The organism is Aurantimicrobium sp. (assembly GCF_036667855.1).
Taxonomy (GTDB): domain Bacteria; phylum Actinomycetota; class Actinomycetes; order Actinomycetales; family Microbacteriaceae; genus Aurantimicrobium.
Genome location: NZ_JAVWTF010000039.1, coordinates 1 through 16,780, shown reverse-complemented (window position 1 = coordinate 16,780; position 16,780 = coordinate 1). Strand labels below are relative to the sequence as shown.

Below are 16,780 nucleotides of genomic sequence, written 5' to 3'. Positions count from 1 at the left end.
GTTTCTGGCCTCGAGATTGGTGACGCAGCCAAGGCTCGTCTGCTCGAGCTCACTCCTGCGGGCTATGTGGGTCTGGCTTCTGACTTGGTTGACTACCTCAAGTAAGAATTAACGAAAGAAAGCCCCTCGCAAGAGGGGCTTTCTTGATTAGAGACTTAGTGAGCAGATTTCTCGGGTGAGTGATCCTGCTCTTCGATATCAAGCAGCTCCTGCTTATTGGGCTTGATTGCCAGCACAAACATGGCCATCGAAACCAAGCACACGATAAACACGGCACCAAATGAAATGCTGCTGAGGATGAGGTCACGTGAGGACATCAACACAACCAACCCAGTGAAGAGTCCCAGTAGTGCCGAGACAATCAGTAGCTCAACGGGCTTCAAGCGATCGCGAAGAGTGGGAGTGGTCATGAGGAAACCTTACGGGTTGTGGATTGTGCATCGGAACGAAGTGAAATGCCGGCAATGACTTGGTAAACACCCACGATGGCTGCATATGCGCCAAAGATGCCCACGGCATAGACGTCATTCATGGGAACAACTGCTTCAATAATGGCCAAGATTGCTGTGAACCCACCGATAGTGAGCCATTCTTTAGCAACCGTGCGGTTGCTTTCGCGATAACCGGCATAAAGCTCAAGTGCTGCGGTGATTCCAGCCCAGATACTCAGCACCAACAGAAGTGCAGGAAGACCGCCAGTGAGCGTTGCAGAGGCGATAGCCGCAGCAACGACAGTGGCTATCGCTTGAATTCCAACCAGAGTTCGGTTCAACCCCTCAAGCGGGACAGACATGACGGTGAAGATGAGAGTGGACGCCAGCAAGAAGGCAAACCCGACAAATACGGTGAGGCCGACAACTGCAGCGTGGTTGCGCGAGAAAGTGATCACGACAGCAGCTACCAACGCGGGGATGGAACGCAAAATAAGTGCGTTACCCACACGAGTTAGAGAGTTGTCAGCGATTGCCACGGCTTAAGTCTACGACCGAACGAGAGAGTGAAATTCCCGTTAAACCTTGGGCATATCGGCGAAGCGGGAGAGGTGCCCCTGGAATCCGACTGTAATTGTCGCGGTTGGACCGTTACGGTGCTTGGCCACGATGAAGTCTGCCTCGCCAGCGCGGGGGTTCTCTTTTTCGTATGCACTTTCACGGTGCAGAAGAATCACCATGTCAGCGTCTTGCTCGAGCGATCCCGATTCACGCAGGTCCGAGATAGCTGGCTTCTTATCTGCACGCTGTTCCGGTCCACGGTTCAGCTGGGACAGGGCAATAACGGGAACTTGGAGTTCCTTTGCCATGAGCTTGAGTGCACGTGAGAACTCAGAGACTTCTTGCTGACGGCTTTCGACCTTCTTGCCGGAAGTCATCAGCTGCAAGTAGTCGATAACGACCATCTTCAGGCCGACCTTCTGCTTGAGGCGACGGCATTTTGCGCGAATTTCAACCAGGGTCATGTTGGGGCTGTCATCGATGTAGAAGGGGGCATCGTTGATACGGCCACGGGTGCTGGCGATAGTGGTCCAGTCGCGGTTATCTACTGTTCCCTTACGCATGTTCTGCAGAGGAACAGAGGCTTCAGCCGAGAGCAGACGCATCGCGATTTCCGACTTACCCATTTCGAGAGAGAAGAAGATGGCGGGAAGGTTGTTTTTGATCGACGCAGCACGGCAGAAGTCCAGTGCAAGAGTCGACTTACCCAACGCAGGACGCGCTGCCACAATGATGAGCTGACCGGGGTGGAAACCGTTAGTGAGCTCATCCAGGTCAGCAAAGCCGGTGGGAACTCCGGTCATTTGACCGTCGCGACCCTTTGCAGCCTCAATCTCAAGAATTGCGGTGTCCACCGCGTCCGTCAGGGGAACATAATCTTCGGTTTCGACAGAACCGGTGACCTGGTAGATCTCTGCCTGAGCGGTGTTGACCAGGTCAACAGCTTCACCTTCACCGGCATACCCCATCTGCACGATGCGAGTTCCGGCTTCAACCAGACGACGCAATAGTGCGCGCTCGGAGACGATGTTGGCGTAATAACCAGCATTCGCTGCAGTGGGAACGAGTGCGGTGAGAGTGTGCAGGTATTCCGCACCACCAGCACGGCCCAGTTCACCGGACTTGGTGAGCTCGTCGGTGACGGTGATCACATCGGTGGGTTCACCGTGTGAATACAACGACATCACAGCATCGAAGATGACTTCGTGCTTGGGGATGTAGAAATCGTTGCCACGAAGAATCTCGACGACGTCTGCCACAGCGTCTTTGCTGAGCAGCATGCCGCCGAGAGCACTTTGCTCCGCCAGTAGATCGTGCGGGGGAGTCCGTTCGCCCTGCCAGTTTTCGCGAGAGTCTCCTGGAGAACCAAGGTGGGCAATCGACATGCTCACGTGTCCTTCCGTTGACTGTGCAGGTGGGTTATCTGAACTGTAACCTTCTCCTCTGACAATGGTCTGTGACAGGCCTATTGAGAGTTGTATCCCAACTGTAGGAACACCTTCAACCACAACCAAATGAACCTGTGGATAACTCTGTGCATGAATCTCAAGAAACGCCGGTGAGACTGTTCATAAACTGGGGGTAACGCTGTGGACAAAGTAAAAAGTTTACCTAATTTATTGACTCTGAACTGGGTTTTTAGTTATCAACGGGTGTGAACATTAATTTCCTTCAAGCATGTGTTTAAGCTTGGGGAAAATTCGGCTTTCTGTGCATAAAGTTGACCCCTTAAAACAGGTATTTGTACCCCCATTGGGGCTCCAGGGCTCGCATTTTGCTTACACAAAACTTCTGGAAACAGAAAAGGGCGGGAAGCCGAAGCTTCCCGCCCTTGTAGTTCTGTTCAGGAATTACTTTGCAGCAACAACCTGGATGGTGATAGTTGCAACGATGTCGTCACGCAGACGAACGGTTGCTTCGTGCTCACCAGTGAACTTGATGGGGTTCGCAATCTCGATCTTGCGCTTGTCGATTGCACCGATACCGGCGCTCTCCACTGCAGCAGCAATGTGCTCGGTCTTGACGGAACCAAAGAGACGACCATCCTGACCAGTCTTGACAGCAAGCTTGACCTTGGTGCCTTCGATCTTGGACTTGAGAGCCTGTGCCTCTTCGAGGGTTGCGAGTTCGCGAGCGGTGCGAGCGGCACGAATCTGCTCAACCTGCTTCTCGCCGCCACGGGACCATACAACTGCGAGGCCCTGAGGAATGAGGTAGTTACGTGCGTAACCATCCTTTACCTCGACAACGTCGCCTGCCGAACCAACGCCGGAGACTTCATTCGTAAGAATCAACTTAGACATGTTCGAACTCCTTAGCGGCCAGCGCCTGCGTAGGGAAGAAGAGCCATCTCGCGGGCGTTCTTAACTGCCTTGGCGATGAGGCGCTGCTCCTGGACAGAAACACCGGTGATACGGCGAGCGCGGATCTTTCCACGCTCAGAAACGAACTTGCGAAGAGTGGCGACGTCCTTGTAGTCGATCACACCAACGCGGATAGCCTTCGCAGGTGCGAGAGCCTTAGCGCCCTTGCCACCGCGGAGTGGCTTGCGGGCTCCGCCGCTAGCTTTTCCAGCCATGATTACCTAACTTTCGTAAATTTTTTATCAAGGATCAACGTGCGTTGAGCCTGAAGAGGATTGTTTAGAACGGCGTATCGTCTGCGGGGATACCGGGGGTGTTCCAAGGGTCTGCTGCAGGTGCCGTAGGCGAACCCCAAGGTTCGTCGTTGCCTGCAGGGACTCCGGGGCGACCCGAGGATGCCGCGCGGCTCACAGTTGCCGTGGCGTAGCGAAGCGAAGGACCGATCTCATCTACTTCGAGTTCGATCGTTGTTCGCTTTTCGCCTTCCTTGGTCTCATACGAGCGCTGCTTGAGTCGACCAGTTGCGATGACGCGGGAGCCCTTAGTCAGGCTGCCTGCGACGTGCTCGGCAAACTCGCGCCAGACGCTGGCACGAAGGAAGAGAGCCTCGCCATCTTTCCACTCGCTTGATGCGCGATCGTAATTGCGCGGAGTAGAGGCAATGGTGAAGTTGGCGACTGCGAGTCCGTTCTGCGTGTAACGCAGTTCGGGGTCACTCGTGAGGTTTCCCACAACGGTGATGACTGTTTCGCCGGCCATGTTACTTACGCGTCCTTCGAAGCCTTGGCGGGAGCAGCAGCCTTGCGGGCAGCCTTCTCGTCAGCGAGCTTTGCAGCAGCGGCAACCATAGCAATGGCTTCCTCTGCGCGCAGAACCTTGGTACGCATGACAGCTTCGGAAAGCTTCAGCTGGCGGTCGAGCTCGACAGTTGCGTCGGCGCTAGACGTGAAGTTAACGACGGCGTAGATGCCCTCGGACTTCTTGTTGATCTCGTAAGCCAAACGACGCTTACCCCAGATGTCAACGTTCTCGATGGTTCCACCATCGTTACGAATGACGTTGAGGAACTTGTCAAGGCTGGGAGCTACGGTGCGCTCATCGATCTCTGGATCGAGGATGACCATCAACTCGTACTGATGCATGACTAACCCACCTCCTTCGGACTAAAACGGATACAGACGGTCTGTATCAGGAGGGTTGTGCATGTGCCATCTGAGGAGGCCGGATATTTCCGGCGCACAGACAACTTCCCCAGTCTAGACCGGGGTGCTCCGTTAATCCAATCCGAGTAAGCCCGGAATCGGCTTGAACTAGCGGTTTGCCCACCAGGCGAGCAAGCGTTCGCGGGCGAGGTCGGCCCCCATGGGCCCCTCGTCCAAGCGAACGTTGAGCAAGTAGTTGTAGGCCTCGCCGACCTCGCGCCCGGCAGGGATGCCCAGGATGGCCATGATTTCTTCACCGTTGAGATCGGGGCGCACTGCCGCCATCTCTTCAGCCTCGGAGAGTTCCTTAATGCGGTTCTCGAGGTCGTCATAGGCAAAGGACAGGCGATCTGCCTTGCGCTTGTTGCGCGTTGTGACATCTGCACGGGTCAAGATGTGAAGTCGTTCGAGCAGTTCGCCAGCATCGCGGGCATAGCGTCGCACTGCCGAATCGCTCCAGGCAGCATCGGAGTAGCCAAAGAAGCGCAGGTGCAGTTCAATCAGGCGTGCCACGTTCTGCGTGGTTTCCTTATCAAAGCGCAGTGCTTTCATGCGCTTGACCGACAGCTTTGCGCCCACCAAGTCATGGTGATGGAAGCTCACTGCTCCACCAGATTCCAGCTGACGCGTGGCGGGCTTGCCAATATCGTGCAGAAGAGCAGCCAAACGCAGGGTGAGATCGGCGGGTTCGCCAGGGTGGCGTTCCTTCTCGAGATCAATGGCTTGTTCCAGCACCGTCAAGCTGTGTTCGTAGACATCTTTGTGGTGGTGGTGTTCGTCTACTTCCAGGCGCAGGGCAGGAATTTCAGGCAAGACGTAACTGGCGATTCCCGTGCGCACGAGCAGTTCAATACCGGCACGTGGCTTGTCGGTGAGCAGGAGTTTGCACAGCTCTTCGTTCACGCGCTCTGCTGAGATGTTCTCGATGGAGCTCGCGAACTCGGTCATCGCCCATTCGGTTTCCTCGTCCAACTGGAATCCCAGTTGAGAAGAGAACCTGGCTGCACGCATCATGCGCAGGGGGTCTTCGGTGAATGAGACTTCTGCCGACTTGGGTGCGCGAAGAATTCCCGCCATCAAGTCTTCGACACCACCGGAGGGGTCGACCAGAACTAATTCAGGTAGCCGAACGGCCATCGCGTTGACGCGGAAGTCGCGCCTGGTGAGATCTTCTTCGAGGCTGTCGCCGAAGGCGACAACAGGCTTGCGCGTCTTGCCGTCATATTGATCGGCACGATAGGTCGTGATTTCGACCTTCTCGCCCGCAATTTGAGCACCGATGGTGCCAAAGTCGCGGCCGATGTCCCAGTGCGCTTCTGCAATGGGTTCCACCACACGGATGATGTCATCAGGCAGCGCATTCGTGGTGAAGTCCAGGTCATGCACCTCGTGGCCCAAGAACGCATCACGGACTGGACCGCCCACGAGGGCAAGTTCGTATCCGGCATCGGCAAATGCTGCCGCCAAGCGTGAAACGCTGGGCGACTTACTCAACTGAGTAAGTGATTCGATGGCGGAGGCTGCACTGTGCATTTCCCGCCATTCTACGGGGAGCGTCAGGGAGTTATTCAGTTGCGACGCCTACAATGGCAGGATGCCTTCCCTGCTGATTCGACGCGTCACGATGTCGTTTTCAGCAGCCTTCGTCGCCCTGCTCCTTCTCGTTGCTGGACTGGCTTCCTCGAATCTTCCTCAGGCACACGCTGACGAATCTGTCAGCGTTGTTCTTACCCCCGCAACGGTGAGCGCATCCCCTGGCCAAAACCTCACCGTCACCGTAAATGTAACCAACTCGGGTTCCGGGACACTGGCCGCAGGTGAAGCCATCTTCACCGCACCTTCGGCAGCGCTGTCCACCGTTGCTGATCTTGATGCCTGGTTTGCAGCCGAAGACAATGACGCACAGCCCGGTCGCTACCTCGCCACAGCTGATGTCCCCGAGATTGCCGCCGGCAAAAGCGCTGACGTCGTCATCGAATTACCTCTTTCTTCCGGTCGTTTCGGAGGAATCTGGGGTGTTCGAGGTCTGGCCGTGGATTACCAGGTCGGTGGCGACAGCGTGGGTTCTGCTCGTTCCTCGTTTGTCTGGACAACGGCGGTAACTCCCGAAAAGACAGCATTTACAGGGATTTTGCCGATTGTTCCCCCGCCCAGCACCTCAGGTTTGCTCACCGCAGAGGAATTGACCGAGCTCACTGGTCCCAGCGGAATCTTGACCAGGCAGCTCGATGTTGCACGTGGTCGCCCCGTTGTGTTGGCTGTTGACCCCCGCATCCTCGCCTCGATCGAAGCTCTGGGTGAGAAAGCACCTGAAACCGTCTTGTCGTGGCTGGGTGTGCTGACTTCGTTGCCCAATGAAAGCTTCCTGCTGGCCTACGCCGATGCAGATATTTCAGCACAGGCACAATCAGGCGCATCGGCGCTGATTACCCCTTCCACCACGGACGTCATCGTCCCTGTCGTGGAAGCGGTTCCGTCGGCAACCCCTAGCCCCACGGCAGCTCCCCTGCCCACTGCGGCTGTGTTCACCCCCACTTTGAATGACGTGGCATGGCCTGTTGCGTCCTCAGTAATTGGTTCTGATCTGGGAATTTTCTCCGCAAGCGGGCTGACTACTGCGATTCTGTCTTCGACAAATGTCAACGGAAACGACATGTCTGCCGGTGTTGCCGGTGGTCTGCCCAGTGTGGTCACCCTCACCGGCTTGAGTTCAGCACTGAACCACAACGATGTTTCCCGAGCTGCCTCTTACTTGGCGGTGTCCTCAGTTGATGAAAGCCAGGGCGGCCGCTCCTTTGCTGCTCTTCCACGAGAAACATTCAGCATTACCGGATTGACCAAACTTGGACTCACTCTGGACACTCTGCTGACTCAGGAATGGGTGAGCACTGGCACGATGTCATCTGGCCTCGCCTCAGCAAGCTCTGCCCTGGAGATTGTTGATTCCCCCGAGTCTTCTCAGCGGATCTCGGTTGTCAGTAACTTGTTGGCCCGAAATGCTGCAGTTTCCGCCTTTTCCACCATTGCTGAAGATCCTTCGCTAATTACCAACCCCGCCACCCGCGAACTCGCTGCCGTGTTGTCTGTGGGCTGGTTGGGAAATTCTGACTGGTCCACTGCTGTGGGCGAGAGCTTGCGCTCATCTGAGAAAGTGTTGAACTCGGTTTCTGTTGTGACCAGCAGCACCATCAACATGGTGGGCGGTCAGGCAAACATTCCTCTCTCTGTTTACAACGGTTTGCTTCAGCCCGTCACGGTTGTGGTCAATGCTGATCCCAACAACGCTCGGTTGATTGTCAAAGGATCTGAAAAGGTCACCATCCAGCCAGAATCCCAGGCCAAAGCACAAATTCCTGTTCAAGCACAGGTCAGCAACGGCAGTTCTGTCCTGACCGTGAGCTTGCAATCAGTGGATGGCGTAGCCATCGGTGAACCCGTCTCCATCCCCATCAACGTGCGTGCAGATTGGGAAACCTGGGGCTTGGGCGCTGTTGCTCTTGCCTTTGTTGGCCTGCTAACCGCAGGTGTTATTCGCACCCTGCGCCGTCGAAAGACTGGATCCCCAGAAGCTTCCTAAGCTTTACCGGAATATTCACTGAGTATTCACTTACGGCACCCGACATATCTCCGACTTTCGGGAATAACCGGCCGGTAGACTGGGTTTACATCTGTGCCTGCACGTTCGGGCACACTCTTTCTTTTCTTGGAGTTTTTGTGCGTCAAGTCATCATCATTGGTTCGGGTCCAGCTGGCTACACCGCTGCGATCTATGCTGCTCGCGCAAACTTCAAGCCCCTCGTCATCGCTTCTTCTGTTGAAGCCGGCGGCGAGCTCATGAACACCACTGAAGTTGAAAACTTCCCTGGCTTCCCCGAGGGAATCATGGGTCCTGAACTCATGATGAAGATGCAGGAGCAGGCTGAGAAGTTTGGTGCTGAAATCCTGATGGATGACGTGGTCAGCGTTGAACTTGCTGGTGAAATCAAGCGCGTGACCACCGGTGGTGGCCAGACTTTCGAAGCCCTCAGCGTGATTTTTGCTACCGGTTCTGCCAACCGCAAGCTCGGCCTTCCTGACGAAGACCGTCTTTCCGGTCACGGTGTTTCCTGGTGTGCAACGTGCGATGGCTTCTTCTTCCGCCAGAAGACGGTGGCCATTGTCGGCGGTGGCGACTCCGCCATGGAAGAAGCAAACTTCCTCACCCGTTTTGCGGACAAGGTCTATGTCATTCACCGCTCAGAGACCCTGCGTGCATCGAAGATCATGCAGGACCGCGCTCTGGCGAACCCCAAGATCGAATTCCTGTGGAACTCCACCATTGAGTCGCTCAATGGTGCCGAGGCTCTCACCGGAGTAACTATCAAGAACACCGTCACCGGTGATCTCAGTGAGGTTGAACTGCAGGGATTGTTCATTGCCATCGGTAATGACCCTCGTACCCAGCTCATTCACGGCCAGTTAGACCTTGCACCAGAGGGAACTGTTGCTGTGAAGGGTCGCACCTCCAAGACCAACCTCACCGGTGTCTTTGCTGCCGGTGACGTGGTGGACCCCACCTACCGCCAGGCTGTTACCGCCGCGGCGAGTGGCACTGTTGCTGCACTCGATGCAGAGCACTACCTCCAGTCACTTCCTGCCGAGTTGCTCGCGCAGGCCGAAAACAACTAATACCAAGGAGAAATCATGTCTGCAGCACCCGCAGTTACTGACGCAAGCTTCGACGCAGACGTCCTCAAGAGCGGCAAGCCCGTTCTCGTTGACTTCTGGGCTGAATGGTGTGGCCCCTGCCGCGCCGTTGGACCCATCCTCGACCAGATTCGTGCCGAGCACGGCGACAAGATCGAGATCGTCAAGCTCAACGTGGATGAGAACCCTCAGACCGCCATGGCTTACCAGATCACCTCGATTCCTGCGATGAAGGTCTTCGTCAACGGTGAGGTCACCAAGACCATCATCGGTGCCAAGCCCAAGCCAGCACTCGAGCACGATCTCGCTGACTACATCGGCTAAATTGCTCTTTTCGAAGGCCGCCTGAGTATCTCGGGCGGCCTTCGGCAGTTAAGCCCTATTAATCCCAACTACGATTGTTCTGTGGCCGAGACAAACGAGACTCGTCAAGGAACAAACCTTGACCCCTGGTTCAATCACTACGCCAGCCGTTCTGCAGGGCTGAGCGCATCTGAAGTGCGCGCCCTTTTCGCGGTGGCCTCTCGTCCCGAAGTTGTTTCTCTTGCCGGTGGCATGCCGTATGTTCGCGCGCTTCCTGAGTCGCTGGTCAATGGTGCTCTCGAAAAGGTCATGAGCGACAACGGCCCGATGGCGATGCAATACGGCTCAGGCCAAGGTGTTCCTGCTTTGCGCGATCAAATCCTGGAAATCATGGCTCTCGAAGGCATTTCCGCCTCGGTGGATGATGTGGTTGTCACCACCGGTAGCCAGCAGGCGCTGGATCTGGTGACCAAGCTGTTCATTGATCCCGGTGACGTGATTCTGGCCGAAGCCCCCAGTTATGTGGGTGCTATTGGTGTGTTCCGCAGCTACCAGGCAGATGTTGTGCACGTTCTCATGGATGAGAACGGTCTCATTCCTGAGAAACTGCGCGAAGCCATCGCTGACGTGAAGGCCTCTGGCCGCACCATCAAGTTCCTCTACACAATCCCCAACTTCCACAACCCTGCTGGTGTGACTCTTTCTGCTGAGCGCCGCCCCGAAATCCTCGAGATTTGCCAGAGCAACGGCATTCTCATCCTGGAAGACAACCCCTACGGTTTGCTCTCCTTTGAAGAGGACGTTCCGCCCGCTATTCGTTCACTCAACGAAGATGGTGTGATCTACCTAGGGTCGTTCTCCAAGACATTGGCTCCCGGATTCCGCGTGGGCTGGGCTCTCGCCCCCCACGCCATCCGCGAAAAGCTTGTGTTGGCGGCTGAAGCAGCGATTTTGTGCCCCAGCTCGTTCAGCCAGATGGTGATTTCGGAGTATCTGAGCCAGGCCGACTGGAAGGGTCAGATTGAAACCTTCCGTGGTGTCTACAAAGAGCGCCGTGACGCCATGCTCGAAGCGTTGGAAGAACACCTGCCTGACTTGAGCTGGAATGTGCCCAACGGTGGGTTCTATATCTGGTGCTCTTTGCCCGAAAACCTTGATTCCAAGGCGATGCTGCCTCGTGCGGTGACCGAATTGGTTGCCTACACACCAGGTACCGCGTTCTTCGCAGACGGTGGCGGACGTCAAAACATCCGCCTGTCCTTCTGCTACCCCACCCCCGAGAACATCAAGATCGGCATCCGCCGTCTTGCCACCGTGATTCGTGGAGAACTGGACCTGCTGGCTGACTTTGCTGGCACTGGTTCTCTCACCGCTGCGGCCGGTGATGACAACGTCATCGCCCCACCACCTGACCTGAGCTAACGAAAACGAGGCTTTTTATGTCATCTCTCAACATTGCGGTTCTTTCCGGTGGTATTTCTCACGAGCGTGAGGTGTCTTTGCGCTCTGGGCGTCGCGTTGCCGACGCATTGACCGCGCGCGGCCACAACGTCACCATCATTGACCCCGATGCCAACCTGTTTGCCACGCTCAAGAACCTGAACCCTGATGTGGTGTGGCCTGCACTGCACGGATCCAGTGGTGAAGACGGTGCTGTGCTGGATCTTCTGCATGCTGCTGGTTACAACTACGTCGGCCCCTCCGCTTCCGCAGCTCGTCTGGCCTGGTCCAAGCCTGTGGCCAAGACCTTGGTTTCACGCGCTGGTGTGAGGACCGCGCCGTCGATCACCGTTGCACGTGAAGCATTCCGTGAGCTTGGCGCTGGTTCTGTTTTGGAATTAATTGCCTCTGAACTGGGAAATCATGTCGTGGTGAAGCCTGCTTCGGGTGGGTCCGCGCAGGGTGTTTCCATTGTGACTAAGTCAGAAGATCTCCCCCGTGCCATGGTGGATGCCTTCACCTACCACGACGTCGCACTTGTAGAGAAGTTCATTGCGGGCACTGAGGTGGCCGTGACGGTCACAGACGGTGCAACTGGGGCTACTGCCCTGCCTGCGGTAGAAATCGTCCCTCTAGACGGCGTCTACAGCTTCGAGGCTCGTTACAACGCCGGGGAAACCACGTTCTTCGTTCCCGCACGTGTCTCAGATGAGATTGCAGCAAAGATCTCCGCTGCTGCCGTCACTGCGCACGACACTCTGGGCCTGTCTCAGCTCTCGCGCATTGACCTGATCGTGGACGAGGCAGGTGAACCCTGGTTCCTAGAGGCCAATGCACTTCCAGGTCTGACCGAGACCTCGAGTGCCCCACTGGCTATCGAAGCTTCGGGCGTTGACCTCGGTCAGCTATACGAAGCACTCGCACGCGCAGCAGCTAACTAGGCGGTTTCCCGCCCACGTTTCACGTGGAAACTATCCCTTGACTTCGTATTTGCGGCTGAGCGGCAACTGACAAACCATTAAGACTCTGTCTTCACCGGTTCCATCAAAATCGATGAGTGGTTCAGACTGGGATGGATAGACGTATGCGCCATCACTTTGCCTTGCCATAAACCCAAGGCTTTCGTGAAAACCAAGGGAAGTTGTGTTTACAGGAGACGTCACAGCTTCAATGCGTGTAACACCTAGGGCTTCGACTTTCGCTGAAAAATTTTCGTACAACTTGCGTCCCAAACCAGCTTTTCGGTAATCAGGATCCACACCAATGAAATGTACGTACCCCTTGGCGGGGTCTTGAGGAGAAATATATCCAACGAGGAATGCAATCGGATTTCCTGCAGGGTTTTTGATGACGAAACTGGTACGTGAAAAATCTTTAAACCACAGCCTAGGTAACATAGCGGCCATATTCCGGCCGCCCCACCAGCTGTCTAACCGTTGAGATATGTAGGGAAAATCATCATCGTGGAGCTGTGCGACTTTGTACATACAGCAATGCTAAGCCCCTTCACTGAAGAAGGGATCAGTATTTTATCGCCCACGTTTCACGTGGAATCTAGTTCTGACCGAACGGAGTCTCACCCAGTTCGGTGAGGATGCGGTTGAGGTCACCAATTGTGGCAAATTCGATGCTGATCAGGCCTTTTTTCGCGCTGAGAGCAATCTTCACTCGCGTATCAAGTCGATCTCCGAGGCGTTCAGCGATCTCATCGAGGTGACCGCGACGGGTTCCCGCGACGGGCTTAGGCTTCTTCGCAGTGGGAGCTTCCCCGGCCAAGGCCTCAGCTGCGCGGACCGAGAGGTCCTCGTTCACAATCTTGTCTGCCAGGCGCTGCATTGCGTCAGGGTCACCCACGGCCAAGATGGCACGGGCGTGACCTGCACTGAGAACACCAGCAGCCACACGCTTCTGAACCAGGGGTGGAAGGCGGAGCAGACGAATGGTGTTTGAGATCTGGGGACGTGAGCGGCCAATGCGCTCAGCGAGCTGTTCCTGGGTAATACCAAAGTCAGCCATGAGCTGCTGGTAGGCAGAGGCTTCTTCGAGTGGGTTCAGCTGAGAGCGGTGGAGGTTTTCCAGCAGAGCGTCGCGGAGCATGTCTTCATCTGCGGTGTCACGGATGATGACCGGGATCTGTTCGAGACCCACTTCCTTAGACGCACGCAAACGACGCTCACCCATGATGAGCTCGAAGTTTTCAGAACCAGGAATGGTGCGAACCACGATGGGCTGCAAAATGCCGATTTCACGGATGCTGTGAACCAGTTCGGCCAGATCCTCAGGGTTGAAGACCTTACGAGGCTGCTGAGGGTTGGGAACAACCAGGTTGGGGGAGATGAAAGCCAGGCGGGCGCCAGGTACCTCTACGAGGTCCGCGTCATTGTTCTCGACCACGGGAATGGCGCCGGTGCCAACCTGGTCGGGGAAGAACACGTCCACGGGACGTTCGGAGGTGGGGGCGGTAGGAATGAGTGAGCCAATGCCGCGGCCAAGGCCGGTGCGCTTATTCGTTGCCATGTGTGGCCTCCTGGGTAGTAGTGCTGGCAGCTCCGGGGGCGCCACGGAAGGCAATCTCGTGTGCTGCTTCGATATAAGAAATAGATCCGACCGACATGGTGTCGTAGCTCACCACAGTCTGGCTATAGCTCGGAGCCTCAGAAACGCGCACAGCGCGAGGAATGACGGCGTTGAGCACCTGCTGGGGGAAGTGCTGGCGCACATCAGCGGCGACTTCGTGAGCCAGGCGAGTGCGGCTATCAAACATGGTCAACAAGATTGTGGAGACCTGAAGATAGGGGTTGAGTCCCTGATTAATCATCTCGATCGTGCTCAGCAGCTGAGAAAGGCCCTCGAGGGCGTAGTACTCACACTGAATGGGGATGAGAACTTCACGTGCTGAGGAGAATGCGTTGATGGTGAGCAGGCCCAATGAGGGTGGGCAGTCAATGAAGACGTAGTGGAAATCATTACCGGGCTCATTGAAGAAACGTTCCAGAGCATCGCGAAGAAGAAACTCGCGGCGTTCGATGCTGAACATCTGAATTTCTGCGCCGGCAAGATCGAGATTAGATGGCGCGCAATAGAGCTCGCCTTCCTCGGTGCTCTTCTGAATAACAGAACTCAGTGGCTTACCTTCGACCAGTACGTCGTAAATGCTGGGAACATCGCCATGGTGGTCAATTCCGAGGGCGGTAGAGGCATTTCCCTGGGGGTCGAGATCAATAACCAGCACTTTTGCGCCAAAGCGGGCAAGAGCAGCAGCGATGTTCACCGTCGTCGTGGTCTTTCCCACGCCACCCTTTTGGTTTGACACGGTGAAAACGCGGGGGCGAGAGGGAAGTGGGGGCGCTGGTCGCTCCAGAATGCGGCGTCGAGCGGTCAAATCACTGAGTTCGCGCGCCAAAGGAGAATCGACGCCACTGAGTGACGTATCAATCGATTCTTCTGGATGTTTCACGTGAAACCTTTGGATCAAATGAGTGCGGAACGAGGTCTACTCAACTGTAGCCCGAACCACCCTCGTTACTTCATCGAGGATTCCCTCGCCCAGGGTGAGAACCTCAACGTTCTGGAGTTTGAAAGCGCGGATCTGCTTGGCAGCAGCTTCAATCTCTGCAGCAGCGCCTGCACCTTTCATCAGAACAAGCTCTCCGCCTGGACGAACCAGGGGAGCAGTCATAGGGATGAGCTTCTTGAGAGCACTGACGGCGCGTGCCGTGACTTGATCTAAGAGAACGTCACGACGAACATCTTCGGCTCGGTCACGTACAACCGTGACATTCTTCAGATCGAGTGCAGCAACCTGGTCGTTCAACCACGCGGTACGACGTTCCATGGGCTCAATGAGTACAAACTCGACATCTGGTCGGGCAATAGCGAGAACCAGTCCGGGGAGACCCGCGCCACTACCCACATCACCCACACGACCATTCAACAACGGCGCAACAATGCCGCAGTTGAGGATGTGGCGTGACCACAAACGAGGGAGCTCGAGAGGGCCAATCAGGCCCAATTCCTCACCATATTGTGCCAAGTTCGCCGTAAATTGGCGGGCTACAGCAAGTTGATCTCCAAACACGAGAGCCGCTTGAGCTGGCTCCGCTTCATATTCGGGAGTCAATGTTTCACGTGAAACTATGCGCCGGCGGTGATAACGGTGTGGCGGTCTTTGCCCTCACCGTCGGAGTGTGACACCAGGCCACGCTCGCTCACCAGGTCGTGCACAAGCTTGCGCTCGTAGGAACTCATAGGAGGAAGGGCTGCGGCAGCTGCCCCTGCTTCGAGGCGTGCGGCTGCGGCATCAACCAGGGCTGCGAGCTCCTGCTCGCGGGTCTGGCGTGATCCGCCCACGTCAAGAATGAGGCGTGAGTACTGGCCAGTCTTGTTCTGAACTGCCAAACGAGTGAGCTCCTGCAGGGCAGAAACGGTCTCGGGGCGAGAAAGAACACGGACATTGCCCTGCTCTGATGCGGTTACGGATACATAAGCACGTCCGTTGCGGGCATCAATGTCCAGATCGCCATCGAGATCAGCGATGTCGAGGAGTTCTTCGATGTAGTCAGCGGCAACATCTCCCTCGTTCTCGAGGTCTTTGATGGTCGGAGCTGCTTTGGGCTCAGTAGTGAGGTCTTCAGACATGATTACTTCTTCTTTCCGGACTTCTTTGCGCGGTTTTTACCAACAGGCTGCGCACGCTGTGCTGGCTTAGGGGCTTCAACTTCAATAACTTCAGTGGTTCCCTTGGGGAGCTTGCCGCGGCGAGCAAGGCGCTCCTCGCGGTCCTTAGCTGCCTGGCTACCAGGAGTGGGCATGTTTCGGATCACAATGAACTGCTGACCCATGGTCCAGAAGTTGGACACCAGCCAGTAGAACATGACGCCGAGGGGGAAAGTGAAGCCAGAGAAGGCAAAAACAAGGGGGAGAAGGTACAACAGGATGCGCTGCTGACGGAAAGCGGGGCTCGCCTTGGTCTCTTCTGACATGTTCTTGGAGACGATCTGCAGCTGAGTGATGAACTGTGATGCGGTCATCAGCACAACCATCACCATGGCGATAACCATGACTGCAACCTGCTGAGGCTGAGCGTTCATTGCGCTCACAAAGGTTGAGTGCAGTGGAGCAATACCGAAAATCGAAGCAGAACCAAACTGTTCAGCAAGCTGCTGGTTCAGGGGACCAACACCTGCCTTGGAGTTCTGTGCTTCGTTCAATACCGAGAACAAACCAAAGAAAATAGGCATCTGCAGCAACAGGGGCAGGCAGGAACTCAGTGGATTGCTGCCCGTGCGGCGGTAAAGCTCCATGGTCTCGCGAGACATAGCTTCGCGGGAGAACTGGTCCTTCTTACCCTTGTACTTGTCCTGAATCTTCTTCAGCTGAGGCGCAATTTCCAGCATCTTGCGCTGGCTCTTGATCTGCTTGACGAATACCGGAATCAGGGCGGCGCGAACGACAACAACAAGGCCGACGATGGCAAGAACCCAGGTAGCACCTGCCGCAGGGTCCATTCCCATGCTGGTAAACAACCAGTGGAAGAAGACGAGGATTAGCTCAATAGCCCACTTAATGGGCCACAGAATTGCACCAATGATATCCATACGAGCGCTATGCCCTTCCTTGATTCAGCACAACGAAACCTAGTGTTGTGACTGTAAAAATCTTGTGCTTCGCGGGCGGCACATCATCGACGCCACCGAGTGCCCACGGGTTGCACCTCCCTAGCCTACGCAGTGTTAAGGCAGAACCCACAATGAGACCGCGTTGTTGCAGTGCTTGAAGTCCATAATGAGAGCAG

The 16,780-nt window shown here is 55.8% G+C and carries 20 protein-coding genes; 5 read left to right on the top strand and 15 right to left on the bottom strand.

Annotation, left to right across the window (positions count from 1 at the left end; translation table 11 throughout):
- Window positions 1-155: 155 nt before the first annotated feature.
- The 8 genes from RR877_RS08060 to RR877_RS08025 form a co-directional block, all read right to left on the bottom strand.
- Entirely contained in the window at window positions 156-410 is a 255-nt protein-coding gene (locus RR877_RS08060) for a hypothetical protein (protein ID WP_110232583.1), read from the bottom strand.
- Window positions 407-970 (bottom strand): hypothetical protein, encoded by a 564-nt coding sequence (locus RR877_RS08055; RefSeq protein ID WP_332550609.1) that lies wholly within the window; start codon window positions 968-970, stop codon window positions 407-409. The genes RR877_RS08060 and RR877_RS08055 overlap by 4 nt, the downstream gene beginning before the upstream one ends.
- A gap of 39 nt (window positions 971-1,009) precedes the next feature.
- Window positions 1,010-2,377: a replicative DNA helicase gene (dnaB, locus tag RR877_RS08050; RefSeq protein WP_110232581.1), complete on the bottom strand. Its 1,368-nt coding sequence runs from the start codon at window positions 2,375-2,377 to the stop codon at window positions 1,010-1,012.
- A gap of 465 nt (window positions 2,378-2,842) precedes the next feature.
- On the bottom strand, window positions 2,843-3,295 hold the full coding sequence (gene rplI, locus RR877_RS08045) for a 50S ribosomal protein L9 (RefSeq protein ID WP_332550608.1): 453 nt from the start codon (window positions 3,293-3,295) through the stop codon (window positions 2,843-2,845).
- An 11-nt stretch (window positions 3,296-3,306) separates the two neighbouring features.
- Window positions 3,307-3,570: a 30S ribosomal protein S18 gene (gene rpsR / locus RR877_RS08040; RefSeq protein WP_096382948.1), complete on the bottom strand. Its 264-nt coding sequence runs from the start codon at window positions 3,568-3,570 to the stop codon at window positions 3,307-3,309.
- A 64-nt stretch (window positions 3,571-3,634) separates the two neighbouring features.
- The gene (locus RR877_RS08035; protein WP_110232579.1) at window positions 3,635-4,114 is read right to left on the bottom strand and encodes a single-stranded DNA-binding protein; all 480 of its coding nucleotides are present in this window, start codon (window positions 4,112-4,114) and stop codon (window positions 3,635-3,637) included.
- Between the two features lie 5 nt (window positions 4,115-4,119).
- Window positions 4,120-4,497, bottom strand: coding sequence for a 30S ribosomal protein S6 (gene rpsF, locus RR877_RS08030; protein WP_096382942.1), 378 nt, complete (start codon window positions 4,495-4,497; stop codon window positions 4,120-4,122).
- Between the two features lie 168 nt (window positions 4,498-4,665).
- Window positions 4,666-6,090 (bottom strand): CCA tRNA nucleotidyltransferase, encoded by a 1,425-nt coding sequence (locus RR877_RS08025; RefSeq protein ID WP_332550607.1) that lies wholly within the window; start codon window positions 6,088-6,090, stop codon window positions 4,666-4,668.
- Between the two features lie 61 nt (window positions 6,091-6,151).
- Here RR877_RS08025 and RR877_RS08020 point away from each other — a divergent pair, with 61 nt between their 5' ends.
- The 5 genes from RR877_RS08020 (at window position 6,152) to RR877_RS08000 (ending at window position 11,927) form a co-directional block, all read left to right on the top strand.
- Window positions 6,152-8,134, top strand: coding sequence for a DUF6049 family protein (locus RR877_RS08020; protein ID WP_332550606.1), 1,983 nt, complete (start codon window positions 6,152-6,154; stop codon window positions 8,132-8,134).
- A gap of 137 nt (window positions 8,135-8,271) precedes the next feature.
- Window positions 8,272-9,225, top strand: a complete 954-nt coding sequence (trxB, locus tag RR877_RS08015; protein WP_277494485.1) for a thioredoxin-disulfide reductase — start codon at window positions 8,272-8,274, stop codon at window positions 9,223-9,225.
- Window positions 9,226-9,240: 15 nt separating this feature from the next.
- Window positions 9,241-9,567, top strand: a complete 327-nt coding sequence (gene trxA / locus RR877_RS08010; protein WP_110232575.1) for a thioredoxin — start codon at window positions 9,241-9,243, stop codon at window positions 9,565-9,567.
- A gap of 81 nt (window positions 9,568-9,648) precedes the next feature.
- Window positions 9,649-10,968, top strand: a complete 1,320-nt coding sequence (locus tag RR877_RS08005; protein ID WP_332550605.1) for a PLP-dependent aminotransferase family protein — start codon at window positions 9,649-9,651, stop codon at window positions 10,966-10,968.
- Window positions 10,969-10,985: 17 nt separating this feature from the next.
- Complete coding sequence (locus RR877_RS08000; protein ID WP_332550604.1) at window positions 10,986-11,927, top strand: D-alanine--D-alanine ligase; 942 nt, start codon at window positions 10,986-10,988, stop codon at window positions 11,925-11,927.
- A 30-nt stretch (window positions 11,928-11,957) separates the two neighbouring features.
- On the opposite strand, the gene RR877_RS07995 is transcribed toward RR877_RS08000, so the two are convergent.
- From RR877_RS07995 to yidD, 7 genes are all read right to left on the bottom strand, one after another.
- Entirely contained in the window at window positions 11,958-12,473 is a 516-nt protein-coding gene (locus RR877_RS07995) for a GNAT family N-acetyltransferase (RefSeq protein ID WP_332550603.1), read from the bottom strand.
- A 67-nt stretch (window positions 12,474-12,540) separates the two neighbouring features.
- A complete protein-coding gene (locus RR877_RS07990) occupies window positions 12,541-13,503 on the bottom strand; it encodes a ParB/RepB/Spo0J family partition protein (RefSeq protein ID WP_280795787.1) in 963 nt (320 codons plus the stop codon).
- On the bottom strand, window positions 13,490-14,443 hold the full coding sequence (locus RR877_RS07985; protein WP_332627897.1) for an AAA family ATPase: 954 nt from the start codon (window positions 14,441-14,443) through the stop codon (window positions 13,490-13,492). The genes RR877_RS07990 and RR877_RS07985 overlap by 14 nt, the downstream gene beginning before the upstream one ends.
- Window positions 14,444-14,479: 36 nt before the next feature.
- A complete protein-coding gene (gene rsmG, locus RR877_RS07980; protein ID WP_332627896.1) occupies window positions 14,480-15,106 on the bottom strand; it encodes a 16S rRNA (guanine(527)-N(7))-methyltransferase RsmG in 627 nt (208 codons plus the stop codon).
- Between the two features lie 14 nt (window positions 15,107-15,120).
- On the bottom strand, window positions 15,121-15,624 hold the full coding sequence (locus tag RR877_RS07975) for a R3H domain-containing nucleic acid-binding protein (protein ID WP_110232570.1): 504 nt from the start codon (window positions 15,622-15,624) through the stop codon (window positions 15,121-15,123).
- A 2-nt stretch (window positions 15,625-15,626) separates the two neighbouring features.
- Window positions 15,627-16,583: a membrane protein insertase YidC gene (yidC, locus tag RR877_RS07970; protein WP_110232569.1), complete on the bottom strand. Its 957-nt coding sequence runs from the start codon at window positions 16,581-16,583 to the stop codon at window positions 15,627-15,629.
- A gap of 7 nt (window positions 16,584-16,590) precedes the next feature.
- On the bottom strand, window positions 16,591-16,780 hold a 190-nt coding region (gene yidD, locus RR877_RS07965), incomplete at its 5' end, for a membrane protein insertion efficiency factor YidD (RefSeq protein ID WP_332627894.1).

What these genes read in the sequence shown, in the direction of transcription:
- RR877_RS08060 (WP_110232583.1), bottom strand. Translation starts at nt 410, where the DNA reads ATGACCACTCCCACTCTTCGCGATCGCTTGAAGCCCGTTGAGCTACTG.
- dnaB (WP_110232581.1), bottom strand. Translation starts at nt 2,377, where the DNA reads ATGTCGATTGCCCACCTTGGTTCTCCAGGAGACTCTCGCGAAAACTGG.
- rplI (WP_332550608.1), bottom strand. Translation starts at nt 3,295, where the DNA reads ATGTCTAAGTTGATTCTTACGAATGAAGTCTCCGGCGTTGGTTCGGCA.
- rpsR (WP_096382948.1), bottom strand. Translation starts at nt 3,570, where the DNA reads ATGGCTGGAAAAGCTAGCGGCGGAGCCCGCAAGCCACTCCGCGGTGGC.
- RR877_RS08035 (WP_110232579.1), bottom strand. Translation starts at nt 4,114, where the DNA reads ATGGCCGGCGAAACAGTCATCACCGTTGTGGGAAACCTCACGAGTGAC.
- rpsF (WP_096382942.1), bottom strand. Translation starts at nt 4,497, where the DNA reads ATGCATCAGTACGAGTTGATGGTCATCCTCGATCCAGAGATCGATGAG.
- RR877_RS08025 (WP_332550607.1), bottom strand. Translation starts at nt 6,090, where the DNA reads ATGCACAGTGCAGCCTCCGCCATCGAATCACTTACTCAGTTGAGTAAG.
- RR877_RS08020 (WP_332550606.1), top strand. Translation starts at nt 6,152, where the DNA reads ATGCCTTCCCTGCTGATTCGACGCGTCACGATGTCGTTTTCAGCAGCC.
- trxA (WP_110232575.1), top strand. Translation starts at nt 9,241, where the DNA reads ATGTCTGCAGCACCCGCAGTTACTGACGCAAGCTTCGACGCAGACGTC.
- RR877_RS08000 (WP_332550604.1), top strand. Translation starts at nt 10,986, where the DNA reads ATGTCATCTCTCAACATTGCGGTTCTTTCCGGTGGTATTTCTCACGAG.
- RR877_RS07995 (WP_332550603.1), bottom strand. Translation starts at nt 12,473, where the DNA reads ATGTACAAAGTCGCACAGCTCCACGATGATGATTTTCCCTACATATCT.
- RR877_RS07990 (WP_280795787.1), bottom strand. Translation starts at nt 13,503, where the DNA reads ATGGCAACGAATAAGCGCACCGGCCTTGGCCGCGGCATTGGCTCACTC.
- RR877_RS07975 (WP_110232570.1), bottom strand. Translation starts at nt 15,624, where the DNA reads ATGTCTGAAGACCTCACTACTGAGCCCAAAGCAGCTCCGACCATCAAA.
- yidC (WP_110232569.1), bottom strand. Translation starts at nt 16,583, where the DNA reads ATGGATATCATTGGTGCAATTCTGTGGCCCATTAAGTGGGCTATTGAG.